Source organism: Lysobacter sp. N42 (assembly GCF_004344885.1).
This window is the reverse complement of record NZ_SKFB01000001.1, coordinates 181,381-207,779: the sequence shown is the minus strand read 5'-3', so window position 1 is coordinate 207,779 and position 26,399 is coordinate 181,381. Positions and strand designations below refer to the sequence as shown.

The 26,399-nt window shown below is 44.8% G+C and carries 27 protein-coding genes and 5 tRNA genes; 16 read left to right on the top strand and 16 right to left on the bottom strand.

Translation table 11 applies throughout. From position 1 onward, the window contains the following. Positions 1 to 2 precede the first annotated feature (2 nt). From EYQ95_RS01080 to EYQ95_RS01070, 3 genes are all read right to left on the bottom strand, one after another. Positions 3 to 78: transfer RNA gene (locus tag EYQ95_RS01080), tRNA-Val, on the bottom strand. A gap of 146 nt (positions 79 to 224) precedes the next feature. Continuing rightward, the gene (gene uvrB / locus EYQ95_RS01075; protein ID WP_111914625.1) at positions 225 to 2,264 is read right to left on the bottom strand and encodes an excinuclease ABC subunit UvrB; all 2,040 of its coding nucleotides are present in this window, start codon (positions 2,262 to 2,264) and stop codon (positions 225 to 227) included. 1 nt (position 2,265) lies between these two features. Then, on the bottom strand, positions 2,266 to 3,612 hold the full coding sequence (locus tag EYQ95_RS01070; protein WP_111914626.1) for an MATE family efflux transporter: 1,347 nt from the start codon (positions 3,610 to 3,612) through the stop codon (positions 2,266 to 2,268). Positions 3,613 to 3,815: 203 nt separating this feature from the next. Here EYQ95_RS01070 and EYQ95_RS01065 point away from each other — a divergent pair, with 203 nt between their 5' ends. From EYQ95_RS01065 to EYQ95_RS01045, 5 genes are all read left to right on the top strand, one after another. Beyond that, positions 3,816 to 5,000 carry a pyridoxal phosphate-dependent aminotransferase gene (locus EYQ95_RS01065; RefSeq protein WP_111914627.1) on the top strand — a complete coding sequence of 395 codons (1,185 nt, stop codon included), beginning with the start codon at positions 3,816 to 3,818 and terminating at the stop codon, positions 4,998 to 5,000. 780 nt (positions 5,001 to 5,780) lie between these two features. Continuing rightward, positions 5,781 to 5,857, top strand: a tRNA-Asn gene (locus EYQ95_RS01060). A 21-nt stretch (positions 5,858 to 5,878) separates the two neighbouring features. Further along, a tRNA-Asn gene (locus EYQ95_RS01055) sits at positions 5,879 to 5,955 on the top strand. 21 nt (positions 5,956 to 5,976) lie between these two features. Beyond that, positions 5,977 to 6,053: transfer RNA gene (locus EYQ95_RS01050), tRNA-Asn, on the top strand. 21 nt (positions 6,054 to 6,074) lie between these two features. Continuing rightward, positions 6,075 to 6,151 (top strand) — tRNA-Asn (locus tag EYQ95_RS01045). A gap of 48 nt (positions 6,152 to 6,199) precedes the next feature. Here the strand turns inward: EYQ95_RS01045 and EYQ95_RS01040 are convergent. Then, positions 6,200 to 6,574, bottom strand: coding sequence for a phosphatase PAP2 family protein (locus tag EYQ95_RS01040; RefSeq protein WP_243699859.1), 375 nt, complete (start codon positions 6,572 to 6,574; stop codon positions 6,200 to 6,202). A 320-nt stretch (positions 6,575 to 6,894) separates the two neighbouring features. Between EYQ95_RS01040 and rsxA the strand changes: the two genes are divergently transcribed. Genes rsxA through nth form a run of 7 tightly spaced genes read left to right on the top strand, consistent with a single transcriptional unit; the run spans position 6,895 to position 13,236 of the window. Then, positions 6,895 to 7,479 (top strand): electron transport complex subunit RsxA, encoded by a 585-nt coding sequence (rsxA, locus tag EYQ95_RS01035; RefSeq protein ID WP_111914629.1) that lies wholly within the window; start codon positions 6,895 to 6,897, stop codon positions 7,477 to 7,479. Continuing rightward, entirely contained in the window at positions 7,476 to 8,063 is a 588-nt protein-coding gene (gene rsxB, locus EYQ95_RS01030) for an electron transport complex subunit RsxB (RefSeq protein ID WP_111914630.1), read from the top strand. Before rsxA ends, rsxB begins: the two co-directional genes overlap by 4 nt. Further along, positions 8,064 to 10,169 carry an electron transport complex subunit RsxC gene (rsxC, locus tag EYQ95_RS01025; protein ID WP_132327464.1) on the top strand — a complete coding sequence of 702 codons (2,106 nt, stop codon included), beginning with the start codon at positions 8,064 to 8,066 and terminating at the stop codon, positions 10,167 to 10,169. Further along, positions 10,166 to 11,251, top strand: a complete 1,086-nt coding sequence (rsxD, locus tag EYQ95_RS01020; RefSeq protein WP_111914632.1) for an electron transport complex subunit RsxD — start codon at positions 10,166 to 10,168, stop codon at positions 11,249 to 11,251. Before rsxC ends, rsxD begins: the two co-directional genes overlap by 4 nt. Beyond that, the gene (gene rsxG, locus EYQ95_RS01015; protein WP_165831938.1) at positions 11,248 to 11,895 is read left to right on the top strand and encodes an electron transport complex subunit RsxG; all 648 of its coding nucleotides are present in this window, start codon (positions 11,248 to 11,250) and stop codon (positions 11,893 to 11,895) included. The genes rsxD and rsxG overlap by 4 nt, the downstream gene beginning before the upstream one ends. Then, a complete protein-coding gene (locus EYQ95_RS01010; RefSeq protein WP_111914633.1) occupies positions 11,892 to 12,587 on the top strand; it encodes an electron transport complex subunit E in 696 nt (231 codons plus the stop codon). The genes rsxG and EYQ95_RS01010 overlap by 4 nt, the downstream gene beginning before the upstream one ends. 13 nt (positions 12,588 to 12,600) lie before the next feature. After that, on the top strand, positions 12,601 to 13,236 hold the full coding sequence (nth, locus tag EYQ95_RS01005; protein WP_111914634.1) for an endonuclease III: 636 nt from the start codon (positions 12,601 to 12,603) through the stop codon (positions 13,234 to 13,236). A gap of 104 nt (positions 13,237 to 13,340) precedes the next feature. On the opposite strand, the gene EYQ95_RS01000 is transcribed toward nth, so the two are convergent. Next, positions 13,341 to 14,027, bottom strand: a complete 687-nt coding sequence (locus tag EYQ95_RS01000; protein WP_111914635.1) for a type 1 glutamine amidotransferase domain-containing protein — start codon at positions 14,025 to 14,027, stop codon at positions 13,341 to 13,343. A gap of 164 nt (positions 14,028 to 14,191) precedes the next feature. Here EYQ95_RS01000 and EYQ95_RS00995 point away from each other — a divergent pair, with 164 nt between their 5' ends. Next, complete coding sequence (locus tag EYQ95_RS00995) at positions 14,192 to 15,109, top strand: LysR family transcriptional regulator (protein WP_111914636.1); 918 nt, start codon at positions 14,192 to 14,194, stop codon at positions 15,107 to 15,109. 49 nt (positions 15,110 to 15,158) lie between these two features. Here the strand turns inward: EYQ95_RS00995 and EYQ95_RS00990 are convergent, their stop codons facing one another. Further along, positions 15,159 to 15,986, bottom strand: coding sequence for an OmpA family protein (locus EYQ95_RS00990; protein ID WP_256432801.1), 828 nt, complete (start codon positions 15,984 to 15,986; stop codon positions 15,159 to 15,161). Between the two features lie 203 nt (positions 15,987 to 16,189). Between EYQ95_RS00990 and rnt the strand changes: the two genes are divergently transcribed. Continuing rightward, positions 16,190 to 16,816 (top strand): ribonuclease T, encoded by a 627-nt coding sequence (rnt, locus tag EYQ95_RS00985; protein ID WP_111914638.1) that lies wholly within the window; start codon positions 16,190 to 16,192, stop codon positions 16,814 to 16,816. Positions 16,817 to 16,874: 58 nt separating this feature from the next. Here the strand turns inward: rnt and EYQ95_RS00980 are convergent, their stop codons facing one another. Both EYQ95_RS00980 and grxD read right to left on the bottom strand, forming a co-directional pair. Beyond that, a complete protein-coding gene (locus EYQ95_RS00980) occupies positions 16,875 to 17,480 on the bottom strand; it encodes a peroxiredoxin (RefSeq protein ID WP_111914639.1) in 606 nt (201 codons plus the stop codon). A gap of 74 nt (positions 17,481 to 17,554) precedes the next feature. Then, positions 17,555 to 17,914, bottom strand: a complete 360-nt coding sequence (grxD, locus tag EYQ95_RS00975; RefSeq protein ID WP_305764667.1) for a Grx4 family monothiol glutaredoxin — start codon at positions 17,912 to 17,914, stop codon at positions 17,555 to 17,557. Positions 17,915 to 18,111: 197 nt separating this feature from the next. On the opposite strand from grxD, the gene sodB reads away from it, so the two are divergent. After that, the gene (gene sodB, locus EYQ95_RS00970) at positions 18,112 to 18,693 is read left to right on the top strand and encodes a superoxide dismutase [Fe] (RefSeq protein ID WP_111914640.1); all 582 of its coding nucleotides are present in this window, start codon (positions 18,112 to 18,114) and stop codon (positions 18,691 to 18,693) included. 70 nt (positions 18,694 to 18,763) lie between these two features. Here sodB and fadR read toward each other — a convergent pair whose 3' ends face one another. Then, complete coding sequence (fadR, locus tag EYQ95_RS00965) at positions 18,764 to 19,474, bottom strand: fatty acid metabolism transcriptional regulator FadR (protein WP_111914641.1); 711 nt, start codon at positions 19,472 to 19,474, stop codon at positions 18,764 to 18,766. Between the two features lie 177 nt (positions 19,475 to 19,651). Between fadR and dsbB the strand changes: the two genes are divergently transcribed. Beyond that, a complete protein-coding gene (gene dsbB / locus EYQ95_RS00960) occupies positions 19,652 to 20,170 on the top strand; it encodes a disulfide bond formation protein DsbB (RefSeq protein WP_111914642.1) in 519 nt (172 codons plus the stop codon). A 16-nt stretch (positions 20,171 to 20,186) separates the two neighbouring features. Here the strand turns inward: dsbB and EYQ95_RS00955 are convergent, their stop codons facing one another. The 7 genes from EYQ95_RS00955 to EYQ95_RS00925 all read right to left on the bottom strand — a co-directional run bounded on the left by EYQ95_RS00955 (position 20,187) and on the right by EYQ95_RS00925 (position 26,378). Continuing rightward, positions 20,187 to 20,672 (bottom strand): YkgJ family cysteine cluster protein, encoded by a 486-nt coding sequence (locus tag EYQ95_RS00955; protein WP_111914643.1) that lies wholly within the window; start codon positions 20,670 to 20,672, stop codon positions 20,187 to 20,189. Next, the gene (locus EYQ95_RS00950; protein WP_111914644.1) at positions 20,672 to 21,649 is read right to left on the bottom strand and encodes a lytic transglycosylase domain-containing protein; all 978 of its coding nucleotides are present in this window, start codon (positions 21,647 to 21,649) and stop codon (positions 20,672 to 20,674) included. The genes EYQ95_RS00955 and EYQ95_RS00950 overlap by 1 nt, the downstream gene beginning before the upstream one ends. Positions 21,650 to 21,652: 3 nt before the next feature. Beyond that, positions 21,653 to 21,925, bottom strand: a complete 273-nt coding sequence (locus EYQ95_RS00945; protein WP_111914645.1) for a YcgL domain-containing protein — start codon at positions 21,923 to 21,925, stop codon at positions 21,653 to 21,655. A 12-nt stretch (positions 21,926 to 21,937) separates the two neighbouring features. Continuing rightward, positions 21,938 to 23,083: a ribonuclease D gene (gene rnd, locus EYQ95_RS00940; protein ID WP_111914646.1), complete on the bottom strand. Its 1,146-nt coding sequence runs from the start codon at positions 23,081 to 23,083 to the stop codon at positions 21,938 to 21,940. Next, positions 23,083 to 24,744 (bottom strand): long-chain-fatty-acid--CoA ligase FadD, encoded by a 1,662-nt coding sequence (gene fadD / locus EYQ95_RS00935; RefSeq protein ID WP_111914647.1) that lies wholly within the window; start codon positions 24,742 to 24,744, stop codon positions 23,083 to 23,085. The genes rnd and fadD overlap by 1 nt, the downstream gene beginning before the upstream one ends. A gap of 117 nt (positions 24,745 to 24,861) precedes the next feature. Then, positions 24,862 to 25,713: an alpha/beta fold hydrolase gene (locus EYQ95_RS00930; RefSeq protein WP_111914648.1), complete on the bottom strand. Its 852-nt coding sequence runs from the start codon at positions 25,711 to 25,713 to the stop codon at positions 24,862 to 24,864. A 14-nt stretch (positions 25,714 to 25,727) separates the two neighbouring features. Beyond that, positions 25,728 to 26,378 (bottom strand): Slp family lipoprotein, encoded by a 651-nt coding sequence (locus tag EYQ95_RS00925; RefSeq protein WP_111914649.1) that lies wholly within the window; start codon positions 26,376 to 26,378, stop codon positions 25,728 to 25,730. Between the last annotated feature and the right edge of the window lie 21 nt (positions 26,379 to 26,399).

The following is a 26,399-nucleotide window of genomic DNA, read 5'->3' as shown; positions in this document are numbered from 1 at the left end:
TATGGTGGATGGTACTGGGATCGAACCAGTGACCCCCGCCTTGTAAGGGCGGTGCTCTCCCAGCTGAGCTAACCATCCAAAGTGTTCTGCCTTAACGGCTGTCCTTGAACACGGAGCGCTATTATAGGGACGTGGAAAATACTGTCAACTCATTTCCTACCCTTTTTTGTCTATTCTAGTTCAACTGCTCAAAATTGATTCATTTTTGCTAATTAACAAACAAATTAGCTATATAACTTTAAATTTTCTCGCAGTTCGTGAAGCTGATCTCGAATTGCGGCTGCTTTTTCAAACTCAAGATCCTGCGCAGCTTTATACATCGCCTTTTCTTCTGCAGCAATCTTAGCAAGAATCTCTTTCGTACTTGAGAACTCTTTCAATACTGCATCTTTCTTAGCCGCTTTAGCCTTCTCCGCACGCTTACGTTTATTTGGATCGCCACCAAGGTCCATAACATCGGTTACGCGTTTATTCAGTCCCTTAGGAACAATTCCGTGAGCGGCGTTATGAGCCATTTGTTTCTCACGACGACGCTTCGTTTCGTCGATAGCCTTTTGCATAGAGTTGGTAATTTTATCGCCGTACAAAATAGCGCGACCATTAACATTTCGCGCAGCACGACCAATGGTTTGAATAAGAGAACGCTCAGCCCGCAAGAAGCCTTCTTTATCCGCATCTAAAATCGCAACTAACGACACTTCCGGCATATCCAAACCTTCTCGCAAAAGGTTAATACCTACCAACACGTCAAACTCACCGAGTCGTAAGTCTCGAATAATCTCCATACGTTCTACTGTGTCGATATCCGAATGCAAATAACGAACTTTAATGTCGTGTTCAGAGAGGTAGTCGGTTAAATCCTCTGCCATTTTCTTCGTTAAAGTAGTCACTAGAACCCGCTCGTTCTTCTCGCTTCGAAGTCGAATCTCAGACATTACATCGTCCACCTGCGTAGCTACTGGACGAACTTCAATCTCAGGATCAATAAGTCCTGTGGGGCGTACAACTTGCTCAACAAATTCACCATCGCAACGTTCTAACTCGTATTTACCAGGTGTAGCTGATACGTATAGCGTTTGCGGTGCTATGGCTTCAAATTCATCAAACTTGAGCGGTCGGTTATCTAGTGCTGAAGGCAAGCGAAAGCCAAAATTCACTAAGTTTTCTTTCCTAGAGCGATCGCCCTTATACATAGCTCCTACTTGCGACACTGTGACATGAGACTCATCAATAATAAGCAAGGCGTCGTCAGGTAAGTAGTCCATTAGGGTTGGAGGTGGCTCGCCAGGAGCACGACCCGATAAATATCGAGAATAGTTTTCGATACCCGAGCAATAACCAAGCTCTAACATCATTTCAATATCGAATTGAGTTCGTTCTCGTATTCGTTGCTCTTCAATAAGCTTGCTAGTGTCTAAGAATTGTTGACGACGCTCTTTGAGCTCATCTTTAATTCTCTCTACTGCATCAACAATTTTATCTCTTGGTGTTACGTAGTGGGTTTTTGGGTACACCGTGAAGCGTGCCACATTAGGCTGCACAATTTGCCCTGTTAGCGGCTCAAAAATAGAAATGCGTTCTATTTCGTCATCAAAAAGCTCTAGCCTTACCGCTAACTCGTCCGACTCCGCTGGAAAGATATCTATGACCTCACCTCGAACACGATAGGTTCCTCGCGCAAATGCCTGATCGTTACGAGTATATTGAAGCGTGGCTAATGTTCTTAGTATCTCTCTTTGATCAATAATGTCCCCGCGTCTAAGGTGCAACATCATTTTCATATAAGAGTCCGGGTCACCCAAACCATAAATTGCGGACACCGAGGCAATGAGAACAACATCGCGTCGCTCCATAAGAGCTTTAGTTGCGGAGAGTCGCATTTGCTCTATGTGTTCATTAATAGACGCGTCTTTCTCTATAAATGTGTCCGTGGTGGGCACATAAGCTTCCGGTTGGTAGTAGTCATAATAAGAAACGAAATACTCCACCGCATTGTTTGGGAAGAACTCCTTCATCTCACCATATAGCTGAGCTGCTAGTGTTTTGTTGTGTGCAAGAATAAGCGTTGGACGACCTGTTTTAGCGATCACATTCGCCATGGTAAATGTCTTACCCGAGCCGGTTACCCCTAGTAAAGTCTGATGAGCTAATCCCGACTCTAAATTATCAATGATCTTGTCTATCGCTGCCGGCTGGTCACCGGCAGGTTGATATTCAGAAACCAACTCAAAAGGGCGACCTTTTTCACTTCTCTCGTTTTCCACACTACTCTCCCTTGTGGCTTCTGCGCATAAACCAGTTATACGCAATAATAGCCGTCAATAGATTCGCTATTACGCCCCCCACGAACATTCCTTGCAAGCCGTATAGCCAATTCCCTAGGATAGAAATAGGCACATACATAACGAACAACCTAACAATGCTCACCATTAGAGCCTGCATAGGTAGATGTAACGCATTAAATGACGAGTTCGTTAAAATGATACAGCCTTGCAAGCCGTAACCTAGCGGCATAATGGCTACGAACCACGCTAGTACTTGAGCAACTTCAACATCACGTGCGAACGCAGCCAGCAATAGGGGTAGTAAAGCGAGCAACGCAAGGTAAATAAAGAACTGCAAAGCAAGAATAAAGATTAATGACTTTCTATAAGCTTCGCGCACACGCCCCATTTTATTAGCACCGAAGTTTTGGCTAATAAAAGGCGGAAGGCTCATCGACAATGCCAGAATAACCACCGAAGCAAGCGACTCTAAGCGAATTCCCACCCCAAAAGCCGCAACAGCAGCGGTTCCATGGTTGGCCACTACACTTGTTAGCACACCAGCCGAAATAGGCGTTAGCATATTTGCGCCAGCTGCGGGTATCCCGATTTTAAGTAACTGACGTGAAGATTCCATAAATGACTGCATACTTGCAGGTATCCAGTCGATCAGCTTTTTTCGTCCCACAAGAAGATAAATAATCAGGCTAAAGCCAATGCTCCAAGAAACCACACTGGCTAGTGCAGCTCCTTTTATACCCATAGCAGGGATAGGTCCAAGCCCAAAAATGAATATAGGATCTAATACCGCGTTAAGAAGCCCACCTACGCCCATAATAAAAGAAGGGGTTTTTGTGTCGCCAGATGCACGTAATATGCTATTCCCCACCATAGGGGTAACAAGCAACACCGCACCTGCGTACCAAATATACATATAGTCTTTAATCAACGGCATAAGGCTGTCTGTTGCGCCGAGCGAGGTAAAAATAAAGTCGGTGAGCAGGAAGAAAATGAATGCTAATGTCCCAACTAATGCAGCTGCCAAGTAGAGAGCACTACTACCTACACTTCTAGCACCCTCATGGTCGTCACCGCCCAGCTTTCTCGCCATCACCGCTGAGGTACCAATACCTAGGCCTATAGTGAGGCTAATAACAGTAAAGCTCACGGGGAATGTAAAACCCACAGCTGCGAGTTCTTCTGTACCAATTAAACTAATAAAGAAGGTATCAACAAAGTTGAAGCTGATTAGTGTTGCTACGCCAAAAATGACCGGCCAAGTCATCGACCAAAGCTTGCTTCCTACAGGAGCATTCAGTATTGCTTTTGATGCTTGAGCGGATGCCATTCGTACTCCTAAAACTGGCTTTTAACGAGGGACTACAGAGATGAACATGGTACGTAAAAACAACATGAATTGCTACGCTCACACAACGCAAGAACTAGACTTTTCGCCATAAAATCCTTATAGTTTCGGCTGTTTTAGACGTCATGAAAAATGACAAAACTCACCTTTAACATTGTACTTTTGATAGGTACTCAGGAATCGCCGTGGACTATAAACTTTCCCATCGTGTGAACGCGATTGCGCCCTCACCTACTCTTGCTGTTAGCCAAAAAGCTGCTGAATTAAAAGCTCTAGGTAAAGACGTTATTGGTCTTGGTGTCGGCGAGCCCGACTTCAGTACACCAGACTTCATTTGTGAAGCCGCAAAAGAGGCAATCGACAAACGCTTTACACGGTACACAGCTGTAGACGGTATTCCTGAACTAAAAAAGGCGGTTGCTGACAAGTTTCAACGTGACAATGGTCTTTCTTACGATCTAGATGAAATTCTTATTTCAGCAGGCGGTAAACATAGTATTTTCAATTTACTAACCGCTTGGATCAATGAAGGTGACGAGGTCATTATTCCCGCCCCGTATTGGGTGTCTTATCCTGACATGACCACATTATTGGGTGGCAAACCAGTCACTATTGAAGCCGGTATTGATCAGCAATACAAGATTACTGCAGCGCAACTAGAGCAAGCGATTACAGAAAATACCAAGTTATTGTTTTTAAATAGCCCGTCAAATCCGACCGGAATGGCTTATTCAAAAGCGGAGCTAGAAAGTCTGGCCGCTGTATTGAAAAAGCACCCTAATATTCTTATTGCTACAGACGATATGTACGAGCACATACTCTGGGACAAAGAGCCATTCCACAATATTGTGATGGTGGCACCAGAGCTAAAGTCGCGCACTATTGTTCTTTCCGGCGTATCAAAAGCCTACGCCATGACAGGGTGGCGTATTGGTTATGCGGCAGGACCTGCCACCATTATTAAAGCCATGAAAAAAGTGCAATCGCAGAGCACCTCAAATCCGTGTTCTATTGCGCAACATGCAGCCCTTGCTGCGTTGCAGGGTGATCAAAGCTTTATTGAAGAGATGGTTACTGAATTTAAAGGACGTCACGACCGGTTAGTCCAACAGCTTAATGATATTCCTGGTATCAAAGCGATTGCGGGTCAGGGTACCTTTTATACGTTCCCTAATATCGAAGTATTAATGCAGGCAAAGAATGTAGCCACTGACGTAGAACTGTGTGAGCTGTTGCTAGAAGAAGAAAACGTAGCATTAGTTCCGGGCTCAGCCTTTGGAGCTCCGGGACACTTCCGCCTCTCCTTCGCAGCTGCAACCTCTACACTAGACGAAGCTATTAAGCGAATCACTCGTTTCGCTAAATCCTAGCTCACTTCGATGCCCTTGATAAAGGTATATCAAGGGCATCCTGCCCCAATTAGACATTAATACAAACTAGCTAAACCATTGTTCTTTGGTGTTTCAATAGCTAAGTACACCCAAAATACAATGAACTTACCGTGATATGCCGCAATTTTTCCCTAATTTTTATGGCGGAATCACTTTTTTGGCGAACCCTACAAAGCCAAAAAGTTGATGTAAATTACTTAACAAAATTAAAACAGACACTCTATATACTTTTAAACGAGAGTAACCACTCACAAAGCCCCAAAAGTCGAGTTTTCCACCGCGCCACTACAAGTAACACCACAAATCCGAACAAAAACTGTCACACTTGTGTAATACTTGCCCAATTTCTAACCCCTTAAAAGATTGGCTTTAAGTTGTTGATTTATATCACCTTTAAAAAACATGCCAGATTTTGAGCAATTGCTACAATCGGCTATATCCTACGCTTTTACTAGCCCTTCACATACTTAACCACAAAGTTATCCACAGATTTCGTGGATAAGATCATGCAACCCACTACTTTCAAGGGTTTGTTAAAAATGTGGATAAATTTAGAGGAGTTTACGAGTCAGAAAACAACTCACGAAATACAAGGGCTTTAGAGATAATGATGAAAAATGAGCGTTTCGTGCCATTTTCACACTCAAATAACAGAAAATGAGTATTATTTGTTCAGTTGAAGCAATTCAGCCTAAATTTATTGTTGTTATGGTTGACAGCAACTAAGTCCCGCATTAACATTCCGCACCGTTAAGCGATTCCCCAGTAGCTCAGTTGGTTAGAGCGGTGGACTGTTAATCCATGTGTCGTTGGTTCGAATCCAACCTGGGGAGCCAAGCTTAACATTCCTTTTCGATTCCCCAGTAGCTCAGTTGGTTAGAGCGGTGGACTGTTAATCCATGTGTCGTTGGTTCGAATCCAACCTGGGGAGCCACGCTTAACATTCCTTTTCGATTCCCCAGTAGCTCAGTTGGTTAGAGCGGTGGACTGTTAATCCATGTGTCGTTGGTTCGAATCCAACCTGGGGAGCCAAGCTTAACATTCCTTTTCGATTCCCCAGTAGCTCAGTTGGTTAGAGCGGTGGACTGTTAATCCATGTGTCGTTGGTTCGAATCCAACCTGGGGAGCCACGAAAAATCTCCCTCTTTACTTCTACATTAAAATGTTTTCTATTTGAATTACTGCAGTACAGCCATTACTGCTGCACCTATAGATGTACCCAAAATCGCTCCTGCAATAACATCACTTGGGAAGTGGACACCCAGTGCAACACGTGAAATCGCCACACCAAAAGCCCAAACATAAACTACAGAAGACCATACGGGAAAACTTGCTATCACTAGCGCAGCAAACAAGAATGCTGCCGTAGAGTGCCCAGACGGGAAGCTAAATTTATCGGCGGGTTTAATAACGGGACGAAACTGAGCACGCACAGCAGGACGGTTACGCTTCAAAATATTCTTTAGCCAAATAAACAGCGGAACTTCAATAGCAAACGCCAGTAAAGCTCGTTGCAAGAATAACCAGCTGCCTTCTAATGTCGCAATGATCACGAGCAACGTAAATAATGCGTAATAAGGACCGTCTCCGCTTCGAGACAACCAAAACGCTAGCCTAGACTTTCTCAACGGACGAGTACGGTCAAATAACCAGTAAAACGCGGTTTCGTCGGCTGTGCGCATGAGTTGGAAAAAGTTAGACAGAGTAAGTTCCTCGCGAGCTTTTATTCATTGTCCCTGATTGGTGAACACCTATAGTACCGAATTTGATAGGAATATGCCTATAAAGTTGTGTCAACCGCCTTAAATCAGGATAATAGCAAAACAGGATCTTCTACCGCAAACAACATACAGCCTCGTCAACTTGTGGATTTATGACTGAAATTTTATTACTGCTGATAGCTACGGTACTGGTCAACAATTTCGTATTGGTGCAATTCCTTGGTTTGTGTCCGTTTATGGGCGTTTCAAATAAGCTTGAAACGGCAATAGGCATGTCGGCTGCAACCACATTTGTACTTACGCTTGCCTCGGTCTCAAGTTATCTTGTTAATCAATACATTTTATTACCACTTGAGCTAACCGCGTTAAGAACGCTTAGCTTTATTCTTGTTATCGCGGTAGTCGTTCAGTTTACGGAAATGGTTGTACACAAAACCAGTCCCACTCTATACCGGCTACTAGGCATTTTCCTTCCCTTAATTACCACTAACTGTGCCGTGTTGGGTGTTGCGCTTCTAAACATTACTGAACAACATAACTTTATAGAGTCTGTGTTTTACGGTTTAGGTGCCGCCATTGGCTTTAGTTTAGTATTGGTTTTGTTCTCAGCTCTGCGCGAACGTATCGCCGCAGCAGACGTTCCCGTGGTATTTAAAGGTGCTGCCATTGGGATGATTACCGCCGGTTTAATGTCACTGGCTTTTATGGGATTTAGCGGTTTGGTGAGTGGTTCATGAGCTTATTGACCGGAGTTTTTGTTGTATCCATTATTGCCCTAGTGTTCGGTTTAGTACTTGGGTTTGCTGCAGTGCGTTTCAAAGTGGAAGGCGATCCTCTCGTAGACCAAATCGACGAAATATTGCCACAAACGCAGTGCGGTCAGTGTGGCTATCCTGGCTGTCGCCCTTATGCAGAAGCGATAGCAAATGGAGACGAGATTAATAAGTGCCCTCCTGGTGGCGAAGCAACTATTCAAAAACTTTCAGAGCTTACTGGTAAAGAAGCAAAACCACTCGACGAAGCTCATGGTGTAGAAGACGTTAAGAAAGTCGCCTACATTCGAGAAGACGAGTGCATTGGCTGTACCAAATGCATTCAAGCGTGTCCGGTAGACGCTATTATGGGTGCAAATAAGCAAATGCACACGGTTATTGCCGACGAGTGCACCGGATGCGACCTATGTGTAGATCCTTGCCCGGTAGACTGCATAGACATGATTCCGATACCGACCAAAGCAGAGCGCTGGAAGTGGGACCTAGAGTCGATACCCGTGAACGTTGACACTGCGCCCGCAGCTTCCCGACAAGTGGAGGGTGTATAAGTGGCTTCCGCGATCAAAATTTGGAGCTTCCCTGGAGGAGTCCACCCTCCAGAGAGAAAAACGTTAGCTAACCAAACGGCTACTGCTACAACAGAATTGCCGGAAAAAGTATATGTGCCGGTTAAACAGCATATTGGTGCAGAAGGTCAACTCTTGGTTCAACCTGGCGACACTGTGCTTAGAGGGCAAGCACTCACTCAACCGGGAATGAGTGGTGGTTTACCTGTTCACGCACCAAGTTCTGGAACCGTAATAAATATTGCTGAGCATACTAGTAATCATCCTTCGGGAATTCCGACCTTAACGATTACTATTAAACTCGACGGTAAACATGAATCAATCGAGTTCACTGCCGTTGAAAACCCGCTAGAGCAAAGTCCACAAGAACTTATTAAATATATTCGAGAAGCAGGTATCGCAGGGTTAGGCGGTGCCGCTTACCCTACCGCGCAGAAACTTAGCCAAACCCAGAATACTGAATTACTCATTATCAACGGTGTTGAGTGTGAGCCTTATATCGTGTCCGACGACAGGCTTATGCGAGAGCATGCCGAGGAAATAGTATCAGGTATCACTATTTTGCAATCTGCGCTTCAAGCTCAGCAAACCATTGTCGCTATTGAAGACAATAAGCCTGAAGCCATTCAAGCCATGCGCCAAGCAATAGAAAGCGCTAGTATTGAAGCAGCGGTGGCGGTAGTTCCTACGAAATACCCTTCGGGCGGTGAAAAGCAACTTATTCAGTTACTTACAGGAAAAGAGGTACCTTCCAACGGCTACCCTTCAGACATGGGTATTCTTATGCAGAATGTGGGTACTGCGTATGCTATTCATGAGGCTATTTATTTAGGCAAGCCGCTGATGGAGCGCATCGTGACCTTAACCGGTGAGGCCTTACAAAAACCAGGCACGGTATGGGCGTTATTGGGTACACCGGTGTCACACTTGCTAGATAGTGCTAGCTTACAGGCAAGCTCTAAGCAAAAAGTTATTATCGGCGGCCCAATGATGGGTTACACGATTTCAGATTTAGAAGTTCCTGTTGTTAAATCGACTAACTGTATTTTGTGTCCAACAGAGTCAGAACTGCCAGCTACAGGCCACGAAATGGCATGCATTCGTTGTGGTCAGTGTGAGCAAGTGTGTCCCGCGTCATTATTACCGCAACAACTTTACTGGTACGCAAAAGCAAGTGATCACGATGCTCTTAAACAACACCACTTAAAAGACTGTATTGAGTGTGGTGCGTGTGCTTATGTTTGTCCAAGTGAAATTCCACTTGTGCACTATTACAGAAAAGCAAAAGCGGAAATTCGTGAAGAACTCATTGAACAGCAAAAAGCCGATATTGCTCGACAACGATTTGAGGCCAGACAGGCTAGACTAGAGCGAGAGAAGCAAGCTAGATTAGAAAAGCACAAGAAAGCGGCTGAGGCACGTCAGGCCGCGCTTGCTGCGAGAGCCGCTGCAGCTGAGGCAGACCCAACAGAACAAAGCACAGCAGATACAGCAGCAAACAACGGTGAGAAGCAGTCGAAAGTCGCTGCAGCCATAGCGCGAGCCAAAGCTAAAAACGCTGCGCAAGCAGAATCAGCAACCGCAGAAGACGACAAAAAGGCGAGAGTTGCTGAAGCCGTAGCTCGCGCGAAAGCTAAAAAGGCTGCGCAAGCAGAATCAGCAACCGCAGAAGACGACAAAAAGGCGAGAGTTGCTGAAGCCGTAGCTCGCGCGAAAGCTAAAAAGGCTGCGCAAGCAGAATCAGCAACCGCAGAAGACGACAAAAAGGCGAGAGTTGCTGAAGCCGTAGCTCGCGCGAAAGCTAAAAAGGCTGCGCAAGCAGAATCAGCAACCGCAGAAGACGACAAAAAGGCGAGAGTTGCTGAAGCCGTAGCTCGCGCGAAAGCTAAAAAGGCTGCACAAGCAGAATCAGCAACCCCAGAAGACGACAAAGCGAAACAGTCATCACAGCAGTCTGACAATGCAGAAGCAGAAAAGAAAAGAAGAGTGGCAGCAGCTGTAGCGAGAGCAAAGGCGAAGAAAGCTGAACAACAAAAACAACAAAATAGTGTCACAACAAGCGAACGAGGAGACTCTGAATCGTCATGAGTTTTTTTATAGCGTCCTCACCACATAATCACGTGCGCCGAAATACCCAGTGGGTCATGCAACAGGTTTTACTGGCCATGGTGCCAGGTGTGCTTGCTCAAGTTTGGATCTTCGGTTGGGGAGTACTTATTCAGCTCGCCTTCGCTATTGTTACTGCGATTGTTGCAGAGTCTTTGTTCCTAGCTTTTAGAGATAAGCCTATTAAACCCGCTTTAAGAGATAATACAGCTATTCTTACTGCGGCATTGCTAGCGGTGAGCATTCCGCCGCTCGCGCCTTGGTGGGTCATATTTATAGGTGTCATTTTTTCTATCGTAGTGGTCAAGCAAGTTTTTGGAGGCGTCGGCCAGAACATCTTTAACCCAGCAATGGCAGGCTATGTTTTACTTCTGGTGTCTTTCCCTGTGCAAATGACGCAATGGATGCCCCCAGCCCACCTCGCTACTTTTAACCTAAGTTTTATAGACAGTCTATGGTTATTTTTCACGCAGTACACCACAGACGGTTTCAGTGTCATGCAAGTAACAATGGTGCAATTAGGGCAAGGCATCGATGCAGTTTCTATGGCTACACCGCTCGACCACATACGCAATCAGCTTTCGCAAGGCTATACACTAAGCGAGTCGCTTAACTCACCTATTTTTGGTGGTTTAGCCGGTTTGGGTTGGCAGGAAGTTAACATGGCGTATTTCCTCGGGGGGGCTTATCTTGTCGCTCGCCGAGTTATCACATGGCATATACCGGTGGCGTTGTTAGGCACTCTACTCGTTGCCTCTGGTTTAGGTACTACGTTTGCAATCGACCAGTTGCCCGGAGTAAACATTCACTTGCTGAGTGGCGCAACCATGCTAGGCGCGTTTTTTATAGCCACAGACCCAGTATCTGCAGCCACTTCAAATAAAGGCAAAGTAATATACGCGGCTCTCATTGGCGTGCTGGTTTATGTAATCCGTACTTGGGGTGGTTACCCAGACGCTATGGCTTTTGCGGTGCTGTTGGCTAACTTATGTGTGCCCACTATCGATTACTTCTCTAAACCTCGCCCGTATGGCAATGTCAAAGCCAAGGAGTCTGCAGAATGATCTTCAAGAATATGAAAAAGAACGGTCTTATTCTTGGAGCTTTTGCACTAGCTGCAACAGGGCTTTTGGTGGTAACTCAGTTTTTAACCGCTGACCGAATTGAACAACAACAACGCGCAGAATTAATGGGCACGCTGAATACACTGATACCTGAAGAAATGCACAGCAATGACCTGTTTGCGGACTGCACCTTAGTGACCAACCCAGATGTTCTAGGTCGCTCTTCTCCTCAACCTGTCTACAGGGCTCGCTCAACCAACGGCAATACCGCCATCGCTATTCGAACCACGGCGCCAAATGGTTACAGTGGAAACATTGATATGCTTGTTGCGATAAATACAAACAATAAAGTTATGGGCGTTCGCGTACTTCAGCACAGAGAAACTCCTGGGCTTGGTGACAAGATAGAAACTCGAAAAAGTGATTGGATATTGTCTTTCACCCAACAGAATATTCCTGCTCAAGAAAGCCCAAGGTGGGAAGTTCGTAAAGATGGAGGCGCATTTGACCAATTTACAGGGGCAACTATTACGCCACGAGCAGTGATTAATGCGGTTGAGCGCACTATTATTTGGGCAAACGCGCAACAAGAATCGTTATTTAATGCACCATCAAACTGCCAGCAGTCAGGTGATAGCCGATGAGTGAAATTAAAACCTTGTCAAAAAACGGGTTATGGGAAAATAATCCTGCTTTAGTCCAACTATTAGGACTTTGTCCCCTACTCGCTGTAACCACTACAGTAACCAACGCCTTGGGGCTTGGCCTTGCCACTCTCTTAGTGTTGGTGGGCTCAAACATTACAGTTTCTTTAGTTAGAGAATGGGTTCCGAACGAAATTAGAATACCTGTCTTTGTAATCGTCATTGCGACCTTTGTAACAATGATAGAATTGCTTATGAATGCCTTCGCATACAGCTTGTATTTGTCATTAGGTATTTTCATTCCCCTCATTGTGACCAACTGCGCGATTATCGGTCGAGCAGAAGCCTACGCTTCTAAGAATCCTTGGCATTTAGCAGCCTACGATGGTCTTGCCATGGGCTTAGGTTTTGGTGGCGTACTCGTGTTGCTAGGTGCTGTTAGAGAAATTATTGGCCAAGGCACGCTATTTGATGGCGCTGAATTACTTCTAGGTGAATGGGCTGCCGCACTGCGCATCGAAGTTATTCAATTCGATTACCCGCTTCTGCTAGCAATTCTTCCACCCGGAGCCTTTATTGGTTTAGGATTCCTTATTGCTATAAAAAATGGTATCGACCGGCTACATGCAGCAAAACAAGAAAAACAAGCCGTAACCAAAGCAACACGCGCACGAGTTACAGGGCAAACTTAAGTTTGATCACAATATGAATAAAGAAAAACGAAGAGAAATACTAACGCGCTTAAGAGACAACAATCCACATCCGACCACGGAGCTTAACTTCTCAAACCCTTTTGAGTTGCTTATCGCCGTTCTTTTGTCAGCACAAGCAACTGATGTGGGCGTAAACAAAGCCACCGGGCCTCTTTTTAAAATTGCCAACAACCCACATGACATGTATGCACTTGGTGTCGACGGTTTAAAGTCCTACATAAAAACCATAGGCCTTTTTAACACCAAAGCAGAAAACGCAATTAAAACCTGCAAAATACTGATTGATAAGTACAACGGCGAAGTTCCTGAAGACCGCGCTGCGCTAGAAGCGCTACCAGGTGTAGGCCGAAAAACCGCGAACGTAGTGCTAAATACCGCTTTTGGCTGGCCGACAATTGCAGTCGACACGCACATATTCCGGGTGAGCAACCGTACAAAGTTCGCCATGGGTAAAAACGTAGACCAGGTAGAACAGAAGCTACTCAAAGTCGTGCCCGCAGAGTTTAAGGTAGACGTACATCACTGGCTTATTTTACATGGACGCTACACCTGCGTGGCTCGCAAGCCACGCTGCGGTTCATGCATTATTGAAGACTTGTGTGAGTTTAAGGATAAAACAGAGATTTAAGACTCTTACAATTGTCTCTTACTGAAAAAAAAGGGGAAAGCCGCTGTAAACAGTTACTTCCCCACTTCATTCCGGTCGGTGATTCCCGCAGAACTAGTCTCTGCTCAGTCTGAAATTTGAGCGAGTAACTTGTCAGCCACTAAAGCTGAACTAGCTGGGTTTTGACCCGTAACAATTAGACCATCTTGTACAGCAAATGCTTCCCAGTCTTGCCCTTTTTGATAGTCACCACCACGTTTAACAAGCTCATCTTCCAGCAAGAAAGGCACAACTTCTGTCAATTGAACTGCTTCTTCCTCACTGTTGGTAAAGCCGGTCACCTTTTTATCTTTGATAACGAAGTCACCAGAAGCGTTTTTTACGTTAAGCAATGCGGCACTAGCATGACATACTGCCGATACAGCTTTACCTGAGTTCAAAAAACTCTCAATTAAAGCGATTGATTCCCTATTGTCGGTGAGATCCCAAAGTGGGCCATGACCGCCCGGGTAAAAAACGGCGTCGTAGTCACTTTCATTTATGTCAGATAGTTTTAACGTTGCCGCAATTTTAGCCTGAGCATCTCTATCAGCATCGAACCGTTCAGTCGCCTCTGTTTGGAAGTCCTCTAATGTGCTTGTTGGATCAATTGGAGCTTGACCGCCTTTCGGTGTAGCCAAAGTAACCTCGGCTCCAGCGTCAATAAACGCATAATATGGGGCAGCAAATTCTTCAACCCAAAAACCTGTTTTTTTGCCCGTGTCACCTAGTTGATCGTGTGAAGTTAGCACCATCAAAATCTTCTTCGTCATATTTATTACCCCGTTATCAACTAAATTTATTTGTTCAATTTTAGTTCTATTTCATTGCTGTAAAGTATAGGGTCACTAACTTAAGTGAACAATGCAGATAAAACTAAAAACATTGTATGAATAATTGATACAATTAACTTCGCTATTTCTTTTGTGGACAATATATGAATGTTTCCTTAGAGCGACTCAAAAGCATGGTTGTTTTTGCTCAGGTGATTGAACAAGGCAGTCTAAGCGCAGCAGCTACGCATTTAGGGCTCTCTCGAGCAGTGGTGAGTTACCACTTGAAAAAACTTGAAGACCAACTCGACGTGAAATTGCTCAACCGTTCAACTCGAACCATTAACCTCACAGAGGCTGGCCGAGCATATTATGAACGTTGTCATGCTATCGCAGAGCAAGCCAATGCAGCCAATCAGCAAATTGAGAATACAAAAAGCGAGCCTGCCGGCTTGCTTAGAATAACTTGCCCAGTCAATGTTGGCTTGCAGACTATAGTGCCGGCTCTCAACGAGTTTAAACGAATATATCCTAGGATTAGTCTCGATATCATGCTGACGGACGAAGTGGTTAATATCATGAAAGAGGGAATCGACTTAGCAGTACGTGGAGCACCATTGCCAGACTCTGGGTTACAGGCAAGTAAACTCGCTACGTTGAAGACTTGTCTATGCGGTTCTCCAGAATACTTTTTGAAATATGGGCAACCTGACCACCCTAATGACTTGGTTGATCACCAATGGGTGATGTACAAGTTAACCTCTAGCGAACTAAACATCACTAAAGGCAGCCGCTCTTATAAGGTTGCTACCAAAGGCAGTATTAGTACCAACAATGCGGCAGCTAGAACTGCATTTGTCGAGGCTGGGCATGGATTAGCACGAATCCCACTATACGATGCATGGCCTAAAATACAGGCTGGTACGCTTCAAACAGCTCTTGATGACTATGATTTTAGCGACATCAATGTTTATGGTGTCTTCCCACCAGGTACTGCAAATTCGAAAAAATTGAGATTAGTACTTAATTTTTTGCAGTCCTATTTCACGAAGCAAATGAATGTAAAGAATACCCAATACTAACCAGATGATGTCTATCGAGGCTTTATTGGCATATAAAACACTTAAAGCACTAACGGCTTGACAATAGCTCCTCGTTAAACGGGCGGCTAATTTGAACTACAACACGTCTGTTTTGAGCGCGCTCGAGCTCATTTTCATTGCCCGCTATGTGCCGCATTTCACCATGCCCTTGAATGGAAATTTGGGACTCGTTTATGCCTTGCTCAACCAGAAAATCTTTTACTGACTGCGCTCTAGCAGTAGAGAGCTGCTCGTTTTCATCGAAGCTACCATAAGCGTCGGTATAACCGGCGACCAGTACTAATTCGATATTTTGATCATGTACAAGGAAATTACCAACACGCATCAACTTGCGCTTCGCAGAGTTTGTCAGCTCGGTCGTTTTCTCTTCGTACGTTAAAACCGTAAATGAAATATCATCAAACCCATAAGGCAATAACTGCGCTACGCAGTCCATAAAGTCATCGTAGCGTTGCTGAAAATTCACGGCTGAAACCTGCACTTGCACTTCATCTTGCGCGTTATGCCAGTCTTGATAGCTAAAGGTGGGCGCCATACCTTTTTCCAGTTCAGTCAACAAAACCCAAGACATTTCCATACCAAGCTCACTGTCGTACTGACGATACAAAGGGAGTTCGCCTAACAACCTCGGAGCTGCTCCTGGACGCCAAACTGGTGGGGCAGAATAAACTAACGCATTGTCATACGTTTCAGGAAGCCTGCGCATATCCAAAATTACGCGCATATTCGATTGACGATTCGCTTCACTTTCAAAGCGCACTTCACCATATCGAGGAATTTCATGAGCCAGGGTACATTGCAGAGGTGAGTATTCGCTCACGCGCCATTCAGCATGTTCATTATTCGCTCGGTACATTCTCACGTCTGTTGCGGCCGACGCAAATGACGTGACTCCTAAAGCTAATGACACTGCGAATACAATCTGTCGCATTACGCCCTCTATCATGGTTAAAACATTATGCTTATGTATCGACCTTCCCCTTACTAACTTTAGTCATTCCTTTAGCCATTCGCAGTGCCTTCTGGCATACTTTAACCCTAAGAAATAAAGGAGTTTGCATGTCACTCGATTTTAGTTTGATGAAGTCTCGCTTTCGTGGGTACTTGCCGGTTGTTATTGATGTCGAAACCGCAGGTTTTAATGCTCAAACCGATGCATTATTAGAGATTGCAGCGGTTCTGTTAGCATTTAATGAAAGTGGAGACCTTGAGCCCTATAAAACAGTGCATGCTCATGTAGAACCTTTCGAAGGCGCCAATATCGAACAGGCAGCAATCGAGTTTAATGGCATTGATCCACATAGCCCCTTACGAGGAGCTGTGAGTGAAAGCGAAGCGTTAAGAGATATATTTAAAGAAGTAAGAAAGGCGCAAAAAGAGGCTGGCTGCCAACGCTCGGTTTTGGTCGGTCACAACGCAACTTTTGATCACAACTTTATGATGGCTGCCGCGGAGCGCGCCAACCTTAAGAGAAACCCTTTCCACCCGTTCGTAACATTCGATACCACCTCACTTTCTGCTTTAGCGCTCGGACAAACGGTCTTGGTGAAGGCTTGCAAAGCCGCAGGTATAGAGTTCGACCAAAAGGAGGCGCATTCGGCTGTTTACGACACAGAGCGCACAGCTGAGTTGTTCTGCTGGATAGTAAACCGCTGGAGTCAGCTTGGAGGCTGGCAAGGAGAATAAAAAAACGGCCCCTTCGAGGAGCCGTTTTTCTTAAAACCTTAAGGTAAAACTTTAATTATTAAAGTTTAGCTTGGTTTTTGCTCAAGTAATCAGCAACGCCTTTCGCATCTGCTTTCATACCTTCGTCGCCTTTGTTCCAACCTGCAGGGCAAACTTCACCGTGCTCTTCATGGAACAATAATGCATCTACCATACGAAGCATTTCGTCGATGTTACGGCCAAGTGGTAAGTCGTTTACTACTTGGTGACGTACGTTACCTTCTTCGTCGATTAAGAAAGATGCACGGAACGCTACACCAGCTTCTGGGTGCTCGATATCGTACGCTTTCACAATTTCATGCTTCACGTCTGCAACTAGTGGGTATTTAACCGCACCAATACCACCGCTCTCAACAGCAGTGTTTCTCCAGGCATTATGGCTAAACTGTGAATCGATTGAACAACCAATAACCTTCACGCCGCGCTCTTCAAATTCAGCTAAACGCTTGTCGAAAGCGATTAACTCAGAAGGACAAACGAATGTGAAGTCTAGTGGGTAAAAGAAAAGAACCGCTTTTTGGCCCTTAATTTCTTCACTCAACGTAAAGTTTTCAACAATCTCACCAGTTCCAGTTACTGCCGCAGCGGTAAAATCAGGTGCCTTGCGGCCAACTAATACAGCCATGCATTACTCCATTTTTAGTTAGAACATAAAAAAGGAGCTCAGTGAGAGCTCCCCCCATATAAAATCTTTTCTTTTTAAGCAGTTGGGTTTTCGTCTGGTACTGCTTCTGTAATAAGCGTTTGTAATTCGCCTTGCTGAAACATTTCCATGATAATGTCGCAGCCACCAACAAGCTCACCGTTAACCCAGAGTTGTGGGAACGTTGGCCAATTGGCTACCTTCGGCAATTCAGCGCGAATATCAGGGTTTTGCAATACGTCTACATACGCAAAAGGCTTACCACAGCTCATTAGGGCTTGAGATGCCTGTGAAGAGAACCCACAACTTGGAAGTTTTGGAGATCCTTTCATATACAAAAGCACCGTGTGCTCAGCAATTTGCTCACGAATTTTGTCGTGTACAGCTTTAACGTCTTCTGACATATTCTCTTGCATAGGTTGCCTCTTCGATACTGCGAATTTGCCGCAGATCCTAGCATAAAATGATTATTCGTTCTCCCTTGAATTTTATCTTTTTATCCCCAGTATAGAGACCAGTGGTAAGACGTTTACTGGTTACGGACCAGGCATTTAGCTATACTGTGTAGCGTCTACTTACAAACACGCTTTATTCAACAAACGGAGACCCGATTATGGCATTTGAATTACCAGCGTTACCGTATGAGAAGAATGCATTGGAACCGCATATCTCTGCTGAGACTCTTGAGTATCACTATGGCAAGCATCACCAAACTTACGTAACTAAACTAAATGGTTTGGTTGAAGGCACAGACATGGCTGGTAAGTCGTTGGAAGACATCATTCGCAACTCAAGTGGTGGCTTGTTCAACAATGCAGCTCAAGTTTGGAACCACACGTTCTACTGGAACTGCCTAAGCCCAAATGGTGGCGGCGAACCTACAGGTGCACTTGCAGACGCAATTAACGCTAAGTGGGGCTCTTTCGAGAAGTTTAAAGAAGCTTTCACTGACAGCGCTGTGAACAACTTCGGTTCTGCTTGGACATGGCTTGTGAAAAAATCAGACGGCTCTGTTGATATTCACAACACCAGTAACGCAGCAACCCCTATTACTGAAGACGGTTTAACTCCGTTGCTTACTGTTGATGTATGGGAACACGCTTATTACATCGACTACAGAAATGCTCGTCCTAAGTACATGGAAGCTTTCTGGGCACTTGTAAACTGGGATTTTGCTTCTAAGAACTTCGGTTAATAGAGCTCCTAGTTTTTAAGCATAAAAAAAGCGAACTTTGAAAGTTCGCTTTTTTTTATTCTCTTTAAAATTATTCGACCAAATTTTCTGGAATAGAATCTCTTAACTGCTTCCAAATTGCGGCAGAGTCGTAGCCGTATTTACGCACAAGGTTCAACGCTTCTTGATGGTCGCCGCTCTCTGCTAACGCTCTCATTCTTCTGTAATACTCTTTAGCTAGAGCTCTGGCTTCCGGCTTAGAGAAATAGAATTGACCGATACGCGCATACAAGCCTTTAAAACCATTAAGTACAAGAACGTAAATCGAATTCTCTGACGCCATTGCAAGTTCATGGTTCAGATAATAATCGTACTCTGCGTAAGCTTTCGCATCGTCTTCTAGCCCTTCAGACTCCTGCAATATTGCGTTAGCTTTTTCTGGGTTATGACGTAATGCGGCGCGAATATAGATAGCACTAATGTTTGTGCGCGCAGAAAGAAGCTGATCAACCAGATCAGGCATGCCCTCTTCGTCTAGACGAGCCAATGTTTCCAGAATATTTAAGCCCGAAGTTTCCCAAAAGTTATTCACTTTAGTTGGCTTACCATGCTGAATCGTTAACCAACCGTCCCTTGCTAGCCTTTGCAATACTTCGCGCAGTGTTGTTCTAGTTACGCCGATAAGCTCGGAAAGCTCACGCTCCGCAGGCAAAATAGAGCCCGGTGCAAAGTCACCTTTCCAAATAGACTTAACAATAAACTCTTCTGCAAAACCCGCAGGGCTTTTCGCTTTGATGATCATGTGGGTCAATGTAATAGTCCTGTCTTACAGCATGGGCTCAATTAATTATTTTTGACACGAGATTGTAACGCGCCCTCATTGGTCGGACAAGTTTATTAGTTCACTCGCGGTGTAGCAACTTATTGTGGTAGTTTAGAGTCCCCAATTGAGTAAACAGCACGTAAAGGAAAACCAAGCATGTCGCCAGTTTCTAAATGGCCTGAGCAAAAATGGTCATGGGCGCTACTTTGTAGCTCTGCATTAATTTTACTTGTTACGGCCTTATATTTTCAGCACGGAATGGGCTTACAACCTTGTGTTCAATGTGTTTACCAACGTATAGCTGTGCTGCTATTAGTTATTTTTACTGGGATTGCATGGCTTAAACCAGAAAATGTCGCATATCGAGCTGTAGGCTTTATTGGTTGGCTAGCAAGTGCTGGTTATGGTTTGTATGTAGCTCACCATCATGTTTGGCTACAAACTGCAGCGAACCCGCTATTTGCAAGCTGTAGCCCCTATCCGAACTTCCCGAGCTGGCTTCCTTTACATGAATGGATACCCTTCTTCTTCGGTGCAGGCGGCCTATGCACCGACTACAGCTGGCAGTTTCTGGGTATGGTCATGAGCGAATGGATGCGTATTATTTTTGCTTTCTATGTTGCTCTAGCGTTAGTTATTTTGGGCATTAGGCTCGTTAAGCAGCGTCGAATTTAGACCTAGAGCTGCTGTATTATTTGGCAATATGAAGAGGCCAGCGAATAATCTCTAGCTCGTTTTCAGATAGTTCTGGGTCGAGCTCGTTATATAATGGGTAGCCAGTTGTAGCCATACCGGCTTCCACCATAGGTATTCTTGAGCCATTATGACGAAGTGGATGCCAAGTGGGTATAGGCTTTCCTTCTGCCCGTAAACGATAGGCACAGCTGGGCGGCATGAAGTGTATCTTTTCTATATTATCTGCAGACAACACGACACAGTCCGGCACATAACTCAGCCTGTTCTGGTAATGCTTACAGCCGCCCGTTTCTGTGTCCAGAAGCTGGCAAGTTACATTCACATAATGCAACTCTTCGCCAGCTTGCATCGGCGCATCTTCAGGTAGATCTTCGCGGGTTGGAAGTACCTTATGCAAGCAGCACTTACCGCAGCCATCGCATAACTGTTCCCACTCTTGTTCGTCAAGCTCCGTTAAGGGCTTGTCGTCCCAAAAAGGCATTATCTTCCTAACTTGATCCGGTCTGACAAATAGCCCACAACAACGACAAAATAATTAGAACGGTTCCAGTCCATTAACACATCCCAGTTGTCGTAAGTGAGGTATACACGGCCGTTCTCGTCGTCAGGCATAACTAAACCAGCTTGTATATCTCGAGTAGGCAAGTCACTTCCGTCGTAACGGCGAACGCCAAGCTCTTGCCATTCAGCAAGTGTCTTTTTGTTATCTCGCGAGGCTAATGACACATCGAATCCTTCCGGTATTTGAACTTGTCTGCCCCAAGTCTTGCTGTCGTCCCAACCCACGCTAGAAAGATAGTTTGCCGCTGAAGCAAAAACATCTGCGTGACTGTTCCAAATATCAATTTTACCGTCTTGGTCGTGGTCTACTGCATACGCTAAAAACGAGCTAGGCATAAACTGGGTCTGACCCATTGCTCCAGCCCAAGAACCAATCATTTGCTCCGGTTCAATATGCCCTGCATCAATAATCTCTAACGCCTGCATCAACTGACGCTTAAAAAACTCTTCTCGGCGCCCTTCGTAGGCCATGGTCGACAAAGAGGAAATGACTTTGAAGTTACCCGTATAACCGCCATAGTTCGTTTCTATCCCCCACAAAGCGACGATAAAGCGAGCTTGAACACCATATTCTTCAGCAATTTCTTCTAAAAGTTCACGATGTTCATTGTAATTTTGCAAGCCTTGACGAACCTTCCAGTCTGGTACTGCTCTGGGTAAATACGTGTCTAGGGTTATGGTGAATTCAGGTTGATTTCGGTCTGCAGAAACCGCTCGTTGATAAAACTCTACGTTACTAAATGCGCGTTCTACAGTCTGCTCAGAGATACCATGTGCTAGCGCGTCTTGTTTTAGAGTTTCCACGTACGCAGGAAAACCTGCTTCGTCTACAGCAGAAACAGACCAAGGTAAAAGCAATAACTGAAGTGAAATAATAAACAACCCAAACTTACGCATAATCTACTCCTTGTTGTTAGCTGCGTGCTGTTTCAATAAGTTTTCAGTAACCGGAGGTAGTTGTAAATAATATCCAGGTTCCTGTAAGTGCTTGATAAGTTCCGCACCCGTAATCCGCGCTAACTTTTTGTCTTCTTTTAAATATAGTTTCATCACCTGCTCATAAGACTTAAATAAAACCTTTAAGTTCTCTGGCAAGTCATCAAATTCAGCTGACTCTGGTAAATACAAATAAGTGTCAGCTTTCTTATTCGATCTTAATACAACACACCACATTCAAATACTTTCCTAACGTAAATCATTCGCAAGTTCTAATAACTCTTTACCAGCAACATCACTGCGCCAGCTCTCAAGTAGTTCGGGTTTAAACAACTTGGACTTCAATTCATCGGGGACAAAACAACTCCATACAAACACTTCATTAATTTGCTTTCGAGAACCCAGCATCGAGGGAGCCACAGAAACCTCGTTAGCCCGCTCGTTAACCAGTTTTTTTGCGGCTTTGAACCAAGATTTATAACCGGAATGATCATCTAACCTTGGTATTGCAGGCGGCCAATCACTTTCTGCTTGCTCCAGTCCTTCAGCTACCGCATCTAAAATCGCTTGGCCTCTTTTTCGTAGGACACTCGGATGCACGCCTTCAACCTCAGCTAGCTTTCTTTTGTTTGTGGGTTGCATACGGCTAATTTCGGCAAGAGCTGGATCTTTTAACAAAAACGGTACCGCGATATTTTCCTTCTGAGCCGTTTGCAATCGCCATTTCGCGACACTTGCGAACACCGCGCGTTGCTGCCCATTGAGCTGCGAATATATTCCTATATCTTTCCAAGCATAGTCAGGGTTTGCGGTGCGAGATCTCTTGCTCAACTGAAAATCACACTCTTGCTGGAAAATATCAGCCCATTTTGACTGCTCCAACTGTGCTTTAAGCTCTGGATAAACCTTCGCTAAATAGTAGGTATCTGCGGCTGCATATTGTAATTGCGCTGCGGATAAAGGCCGAGCAAGCCAATCTGTTCTAGACAGGGACTTATCAAGTTCAACACCAAAGTGATGCTCAATTAATCCGGCGTAGCCAATCTGGTCTCCTTGAGAAAGAAAGGACCAAGCGATTTGAGTATCAAACAACTGACTAGGCGCTTCACTATTTTTCTGCCGCAGAATTTCAATATCTTCTCCGGCAGCATGCATCACGGTTGTTCTTCTTTGCTCAGACAGCAACTCCCAAAGGCAAGACATGTCTTCTACCTGCAAAGGATCAACCACCGCACATGCTTCTTCCGTAGCTAACTGTACTAACCCCAAGTTGGCGTAATAGGTGCGCGTTCGCACGAATTCAGTGTCTACAGCTAGCCAGTCTTTATCCCCAGCCTGATCGCAAAACGCCACCAATGCATTGGTGGCGTTTATCTGTTCAAATTGCAAAGTCATTACTTTTGTTCATCTCGCAATTCTCGACGGAGTATCTTGCCTACATTGGTCTTCGGCAATTCGTCTCTAAATTCAACAAGCTTTGGTACTTTATACGCCGTTAAGTTTTCTCGGCAAAACTCCCGAAGTTCTTTTTCTTCTAACGAGCTGTCTTTTTTCACAACGAAAATCTTAACGACCTCGCCAGAAGAGTCATGAGGAACACCTACAGCAGCAACCTCAAGAACCTTCGGATGACTCGCTACAACGTCTTCAATTTCGTTAGGGTATACGTTAAAGCCTGATACCAAAATCATGTCTTTCTTACGATCAACAATCTTGAAATAACCATGCTCATCTACGGTACCCATGTCGCCCGTATAGAACCAGCCATCTTTAATAGATTCAGCCGTAGCTTCTGGACGGCCTAAATAACCGACCATAACCTGTGGACCTTTTACGATAAGCTCACCCGGCTCACCCATCGGTACTTCGTCACCATTTTCGTCGACAATTTTCACGTCGGTGGAAGGTACTGGAATACCAATGCTGCCCGTGTAATGTTCAATATCATAAGGGTTTACCGTAACTACGGGAGAACACTCAGTTAAACCATAACCCTCAAGTAACGCAGAGCCAGTGACTTTCTCCCATTGTTCAGCTACCGGTCTTTGCACGGCCATGCCGCCGCCCAAAGCAACTTTCAGCTTTGAAAAGTCTAAGTTACTGAAACCTGGGGTATTCAATAAGCCATTGAAAAGAGTATTTACACCTGACAATACCGAGAATTTATATTTCCCTAACTCTTTAACAAAGCCAGGCATATCTCGAGGGTTAGTAATTAGAACATTAAACCCACCATGCTTGATAAAGGTTAAGCAATTCGCCGTAAGCGCAAAGATGTGGTAAAGCGGTAGCGCTGTTATCACCACTTCCTTACCATCGTCAACCAATGGCAAGATCATGGCTGAAACTTGCTCTAGGTTTGAAACCATATTGCGATGTGTCAGCATTGCACCTTTAGAAACACCTGTTGTACCACCGGTGTACTGAAGGAAAGCAAGATCGTCACCTGAAATTTCAGGGCGCTGGAATGACTTTTGAGATCCTTCCGACAATGCTGCATTGAATTCAATAGCGTTGTCTAAACTATATGGAGGCACCATTTTCTTCACATGACGCACTACAAAGTTAACTATCCAACGCTTTGGCGCAGGCAGCATATCGCCAATACCCGTTACGATAACTTTGTCTAGGTTTACGTCCTTTTGAATTTTTTGCAGTGTAGTTGCGAAGTTTTTCAAAATCACAATCGCTTTCGCACCAGAATCTGTAAGCTGATGCTTAAGTTCACGAGCTGTATACAACGGGTTTACATTAACAACAACCATACCTGCACGTAACGCACCAAAAATAGCCACAGGATACTGCAGTAAATTAGGCATCATAATAGCAACTGGGTCGCCTTTTTTAAGGCCGATACTCTGCAAATAAGCTGCGAACTGCGTTGATAACTCATCAAGTTCTTTGAAGGTTAAAACTCGGTCCATGTTTACAAATGCGTCATTAGAAGCATACTTTTCTGCGCTTTCTTCAAAGATGTCCGCAAGTGAAGCGTAATGATCCGGATCGATTTCTGAGGCTACTCCGTTTGGATAGCGACTTACCCATGATTTTTCCACAGTTTCAGCTCCTGCTTTTGTCTTGTTCTATTCTACTGATAGGTTCTTATACAATGGTAGACACCTAAATTGAATTGCGCCGTATCTTCGCACATCCGACCATTGAATCCTAGTTATTCAGTTTTTATGCAAAATAAATGCGTTTAAGTGCATGGCAACTTTCGCTGGTTGCTCCAAATGTACGTGATGACCGCCCTCTATCACCTTTATATGTAAATTCTGACCCCAGCGGTTCACTGCTTGGTCTATGTCTTGAAAACCCTTTGAGCCACGAATAAGCACTAAACGACATTTCAAATTCGACATTAGATTGTCAACCTGACTCAAGGAGTAACGAAATGGAGAGCCTAAACGAACCCTTGGGTCGATACGCCATTGCCATCCTTTCGATGTCTCCATCATGTTACGCAACACTACCGGCTCAATGGTTTCAGCTGCTATGTCTCCGCGTTCTGCACGCGCTTTAAGAACTCTATCGAAACTAGCATAGGCTGGTGCCTCTTTATGTTTCAACGCTAGCCTCGACTCCCATGCTTGTCGCAATTTGTCTGTCGTTTCCTCTTCTTTGTAGGTTAATAAACCAAACGCCTCGATGAGGAACAAAGCAGATATTTTTTCCGGTTGAGCAAGCGCTGCGAGCTGAGCAATAAACCCGCCCATGCTATGTCCAACTAAAATCACGTTATGCCATTTATAGTGTTCAATAATGGCGGCAATATCTAACGCCCATTCAGAAAAATAATAGTACGCACCTTCATTTCGGTGCTGAGATTTTCCATGCCCGGGTAAATCAAGCACCAAAAGTTGCTCTGCGTCACATTGTTTAGCCAAGGGAACAAGGCTTTCGGAGTTATCTAGCCAACCATGAAGAAAAAGAACTACAGGTTGTTCAGCGTCAAAATCGGATAAGGCTTTACTAGATTGTGCGGACAGTTCTAGACCCGCACATTGAACGGTAACTTCTAACATATATGACCTAAAGCTTACTGCTTGTTTTGCTGTGGGCCACCGCTCTCGCGCTGACCTTGCTCTCTAGGCCCTTGCTGAAGGGGAGGCCGATTATCTCCTTCACTTCCAACTGCTGGAAAGTAAGGATATGGGCCCCAGAAACGAAATCGGTACGCAGGATATGGATGGTGGAAAATAACATCTACACGGCTGCGTTCTGGGCGCTCTTGCCACAAATGCAGTCCTTCACTTTCAAGCATGGGGAACATGTATTCGTATTCACCAATATGCCCAGGCTCCAATCCTGAATACAATCCAAACGCCGTAACTTCTCGACCTTTCTTGTAAATCTCCGGATCGACAAATCCCGCTACTCGAATACGGAAACGACCGGGGCTTTCCTCGGTTACATGGGGGCGACCGTAACCGGAAAGTTCAAATTGAACAACTTCAATGATAGAGGACTCGCTCAAGTTTTTAACTTCCGCGATCACACCACCCCAGCGAGCTGGCGAGCCAATATGCGCTTGAGACTCAGTAAAAGCCTGACTGAATTCAACAAGTTCGGTTTGATCAGTTCTTAATTCTTCAGGATACCTTGACGCACAACCACTCAAAACTGCAAACGCGCAAATTAAACCAATAACTTGAACAGGTAATTTGATGTGCTTAAAAAGATGACGCATTGCAGTACCTCTTTATGACGC

Excerpts from the sequence above, each read along its gene's own strand:
- EYQ95_RS01070 (WP_111914626.1), bottom strand. The coding sequence starts at position 3,612 with ATGGCATCCGCTCAAGCATCAAAAGCAATACTGAATGCTCCTGTAGGA.
- rsxA (WP_111914629.1), top strand. The coding sequence starts at position 6,895 with ATGACTGAAATTTTATTACTGCTGATAGCTACGGTACTGGTCAACAAT.
- rsxB (WP_111914630.1), top strand. The coding sequence starts at position 7,476 with ATGAGCTTATTGACCGGAGTTTTTGTTGTATCCATTATTGCCCTAGTG.
- rsxD (WP_111914632.1), top strand. The coding sequence starts at position 10,166 with ATGAGTTTTTTTATAGCGTCCTCACCACATAATCACGTGCGCCGAAAT.
- rsxG (WP_165831938.1), top strand. The coding sequence starts at position 11,248 with ATGATCTTCAAGAATATGAAAAAGAACGGTCTTATTCTTGGAGCTTTT.
- EYQ95_RS01010 (WP_111914633.1), top strand. The coding sequence starts at position 11,892 with ATGAGTGAAATTAAAACCTTGTCAAAAAACGGGTTATGGGAAAATAAT.
- nth (WP_111914634.1), top strand. The coding sequence starts at position 12,601 with ATGAATAAAGAAAAACGAAGAGAAATACTAACGCGCTTAAGAGACAAC.
- EYQ95_RS01000 (WP_111914635.1), bottom strand. The coding sequence starts at position 14,027 with ATGACGAAGAAGATTTTGATGGTGCTAACTTCACACGATCAACTAGGT.
- EYQ95_RS00995 (WP_111914636.1), top strand. The coding sequence starts at position 14,192 with ATGAATGTTTCCTTAGAGCGACTCAAAAGCATGGTTGTTTTTGCTCAG.
- EYQ95_RS00990 (WP_256432801.1), bottom strand. The coding sequence starts at position 15,986 with ATGTACCGAGCGAATAATGAACATGCTGAATGGCGCGTGAGCGAATAC.
- rnt (WP_111914638.1), top strand. The coding sequence starts at position 16,190 with ATGTCACTCGATTTTAGTTTGATGAAGTCTCGCTTTCGTGGGTACTTG.
- EYQ95_RS00980 (WP_111914639.1), bottom strand. The coding sequence starts at position 17,480 with ATGGCTGTATTAGTTGGCCGCAAGGCACCTGATTTTACCGCTGCGGCA.
- grxD (WP_305764667.1), bottom strand. The coding sequence starts at position 17,914 with ATGCAAGAGAATATGTCAGAAGACGTTAAAGCTGTACACGACAAAATT.
- sodB (WP_111914640.1), top strand. The coding sequence starts at position 18,112 with ATGGCATTTGAATTACCAGCGTTACCGTATGAGAAGAATGCATTGGAA.
- fadR (WP_111914641.1), bottom strand. The coding sequence starts at position 19,474 with ATGATCATCAAAGCGAAAAGCCCTGCGGGTTTTGCAGAAGAGTTTATT.
- dsbB (WP_111914642.1), top strand. The coding sequence starts at position 19,652 with ATGTCGCCAGTTTCTAAATGGCCTGAGCAAAAATGGTCATGGGCGCTA.
- EYQ95_RS00955 (WP_111914643.1), bottom strand. The coding sequence starts at position 20,672 with ATGCCTTTTTGGGACGACAAGCCCTTAACGGAGCTTGACGAACAAGAG.
- EYQ95_RS00950 (WP_111914644.1), bottom strand. The coding sequence starts at position 21,649 with ATGCGTAAGTTTGGGTTGTTTATTATTTCACTTCAGTTATTGCTTTTA.
- EYQ95_RS00945 (WP_111914645.1), bottom strand. The coding sequence starts at position 21,925 with ATGTGGTGTGTTGTATTAAGATCGAATAAGAAAGCTGACACTTATTTG.
- rnd (WP_111914646.1), bottom strand. The coding sequence starts at position 23,083 with ATGACTTTGCAATTTGAACAGATAAACGCCACCAATGCATTGGTGGCG.
- EYQ95_RS00930 (WP_111914648.1), bottom strand. The coding sequence starts at position 25,713 with ATGTTAGAAGTTACCGTTCAATGTGCGGGTCTAGAACTGTCCGCACAA.
- EYQ95_RS00925 (WP_111914649.1), bottom strand. The coding sequence starts at position 26,378 with ATGCGTCATCTTTTTAAGCACATCAAATTACCTGTTCAAGTTATTGGT.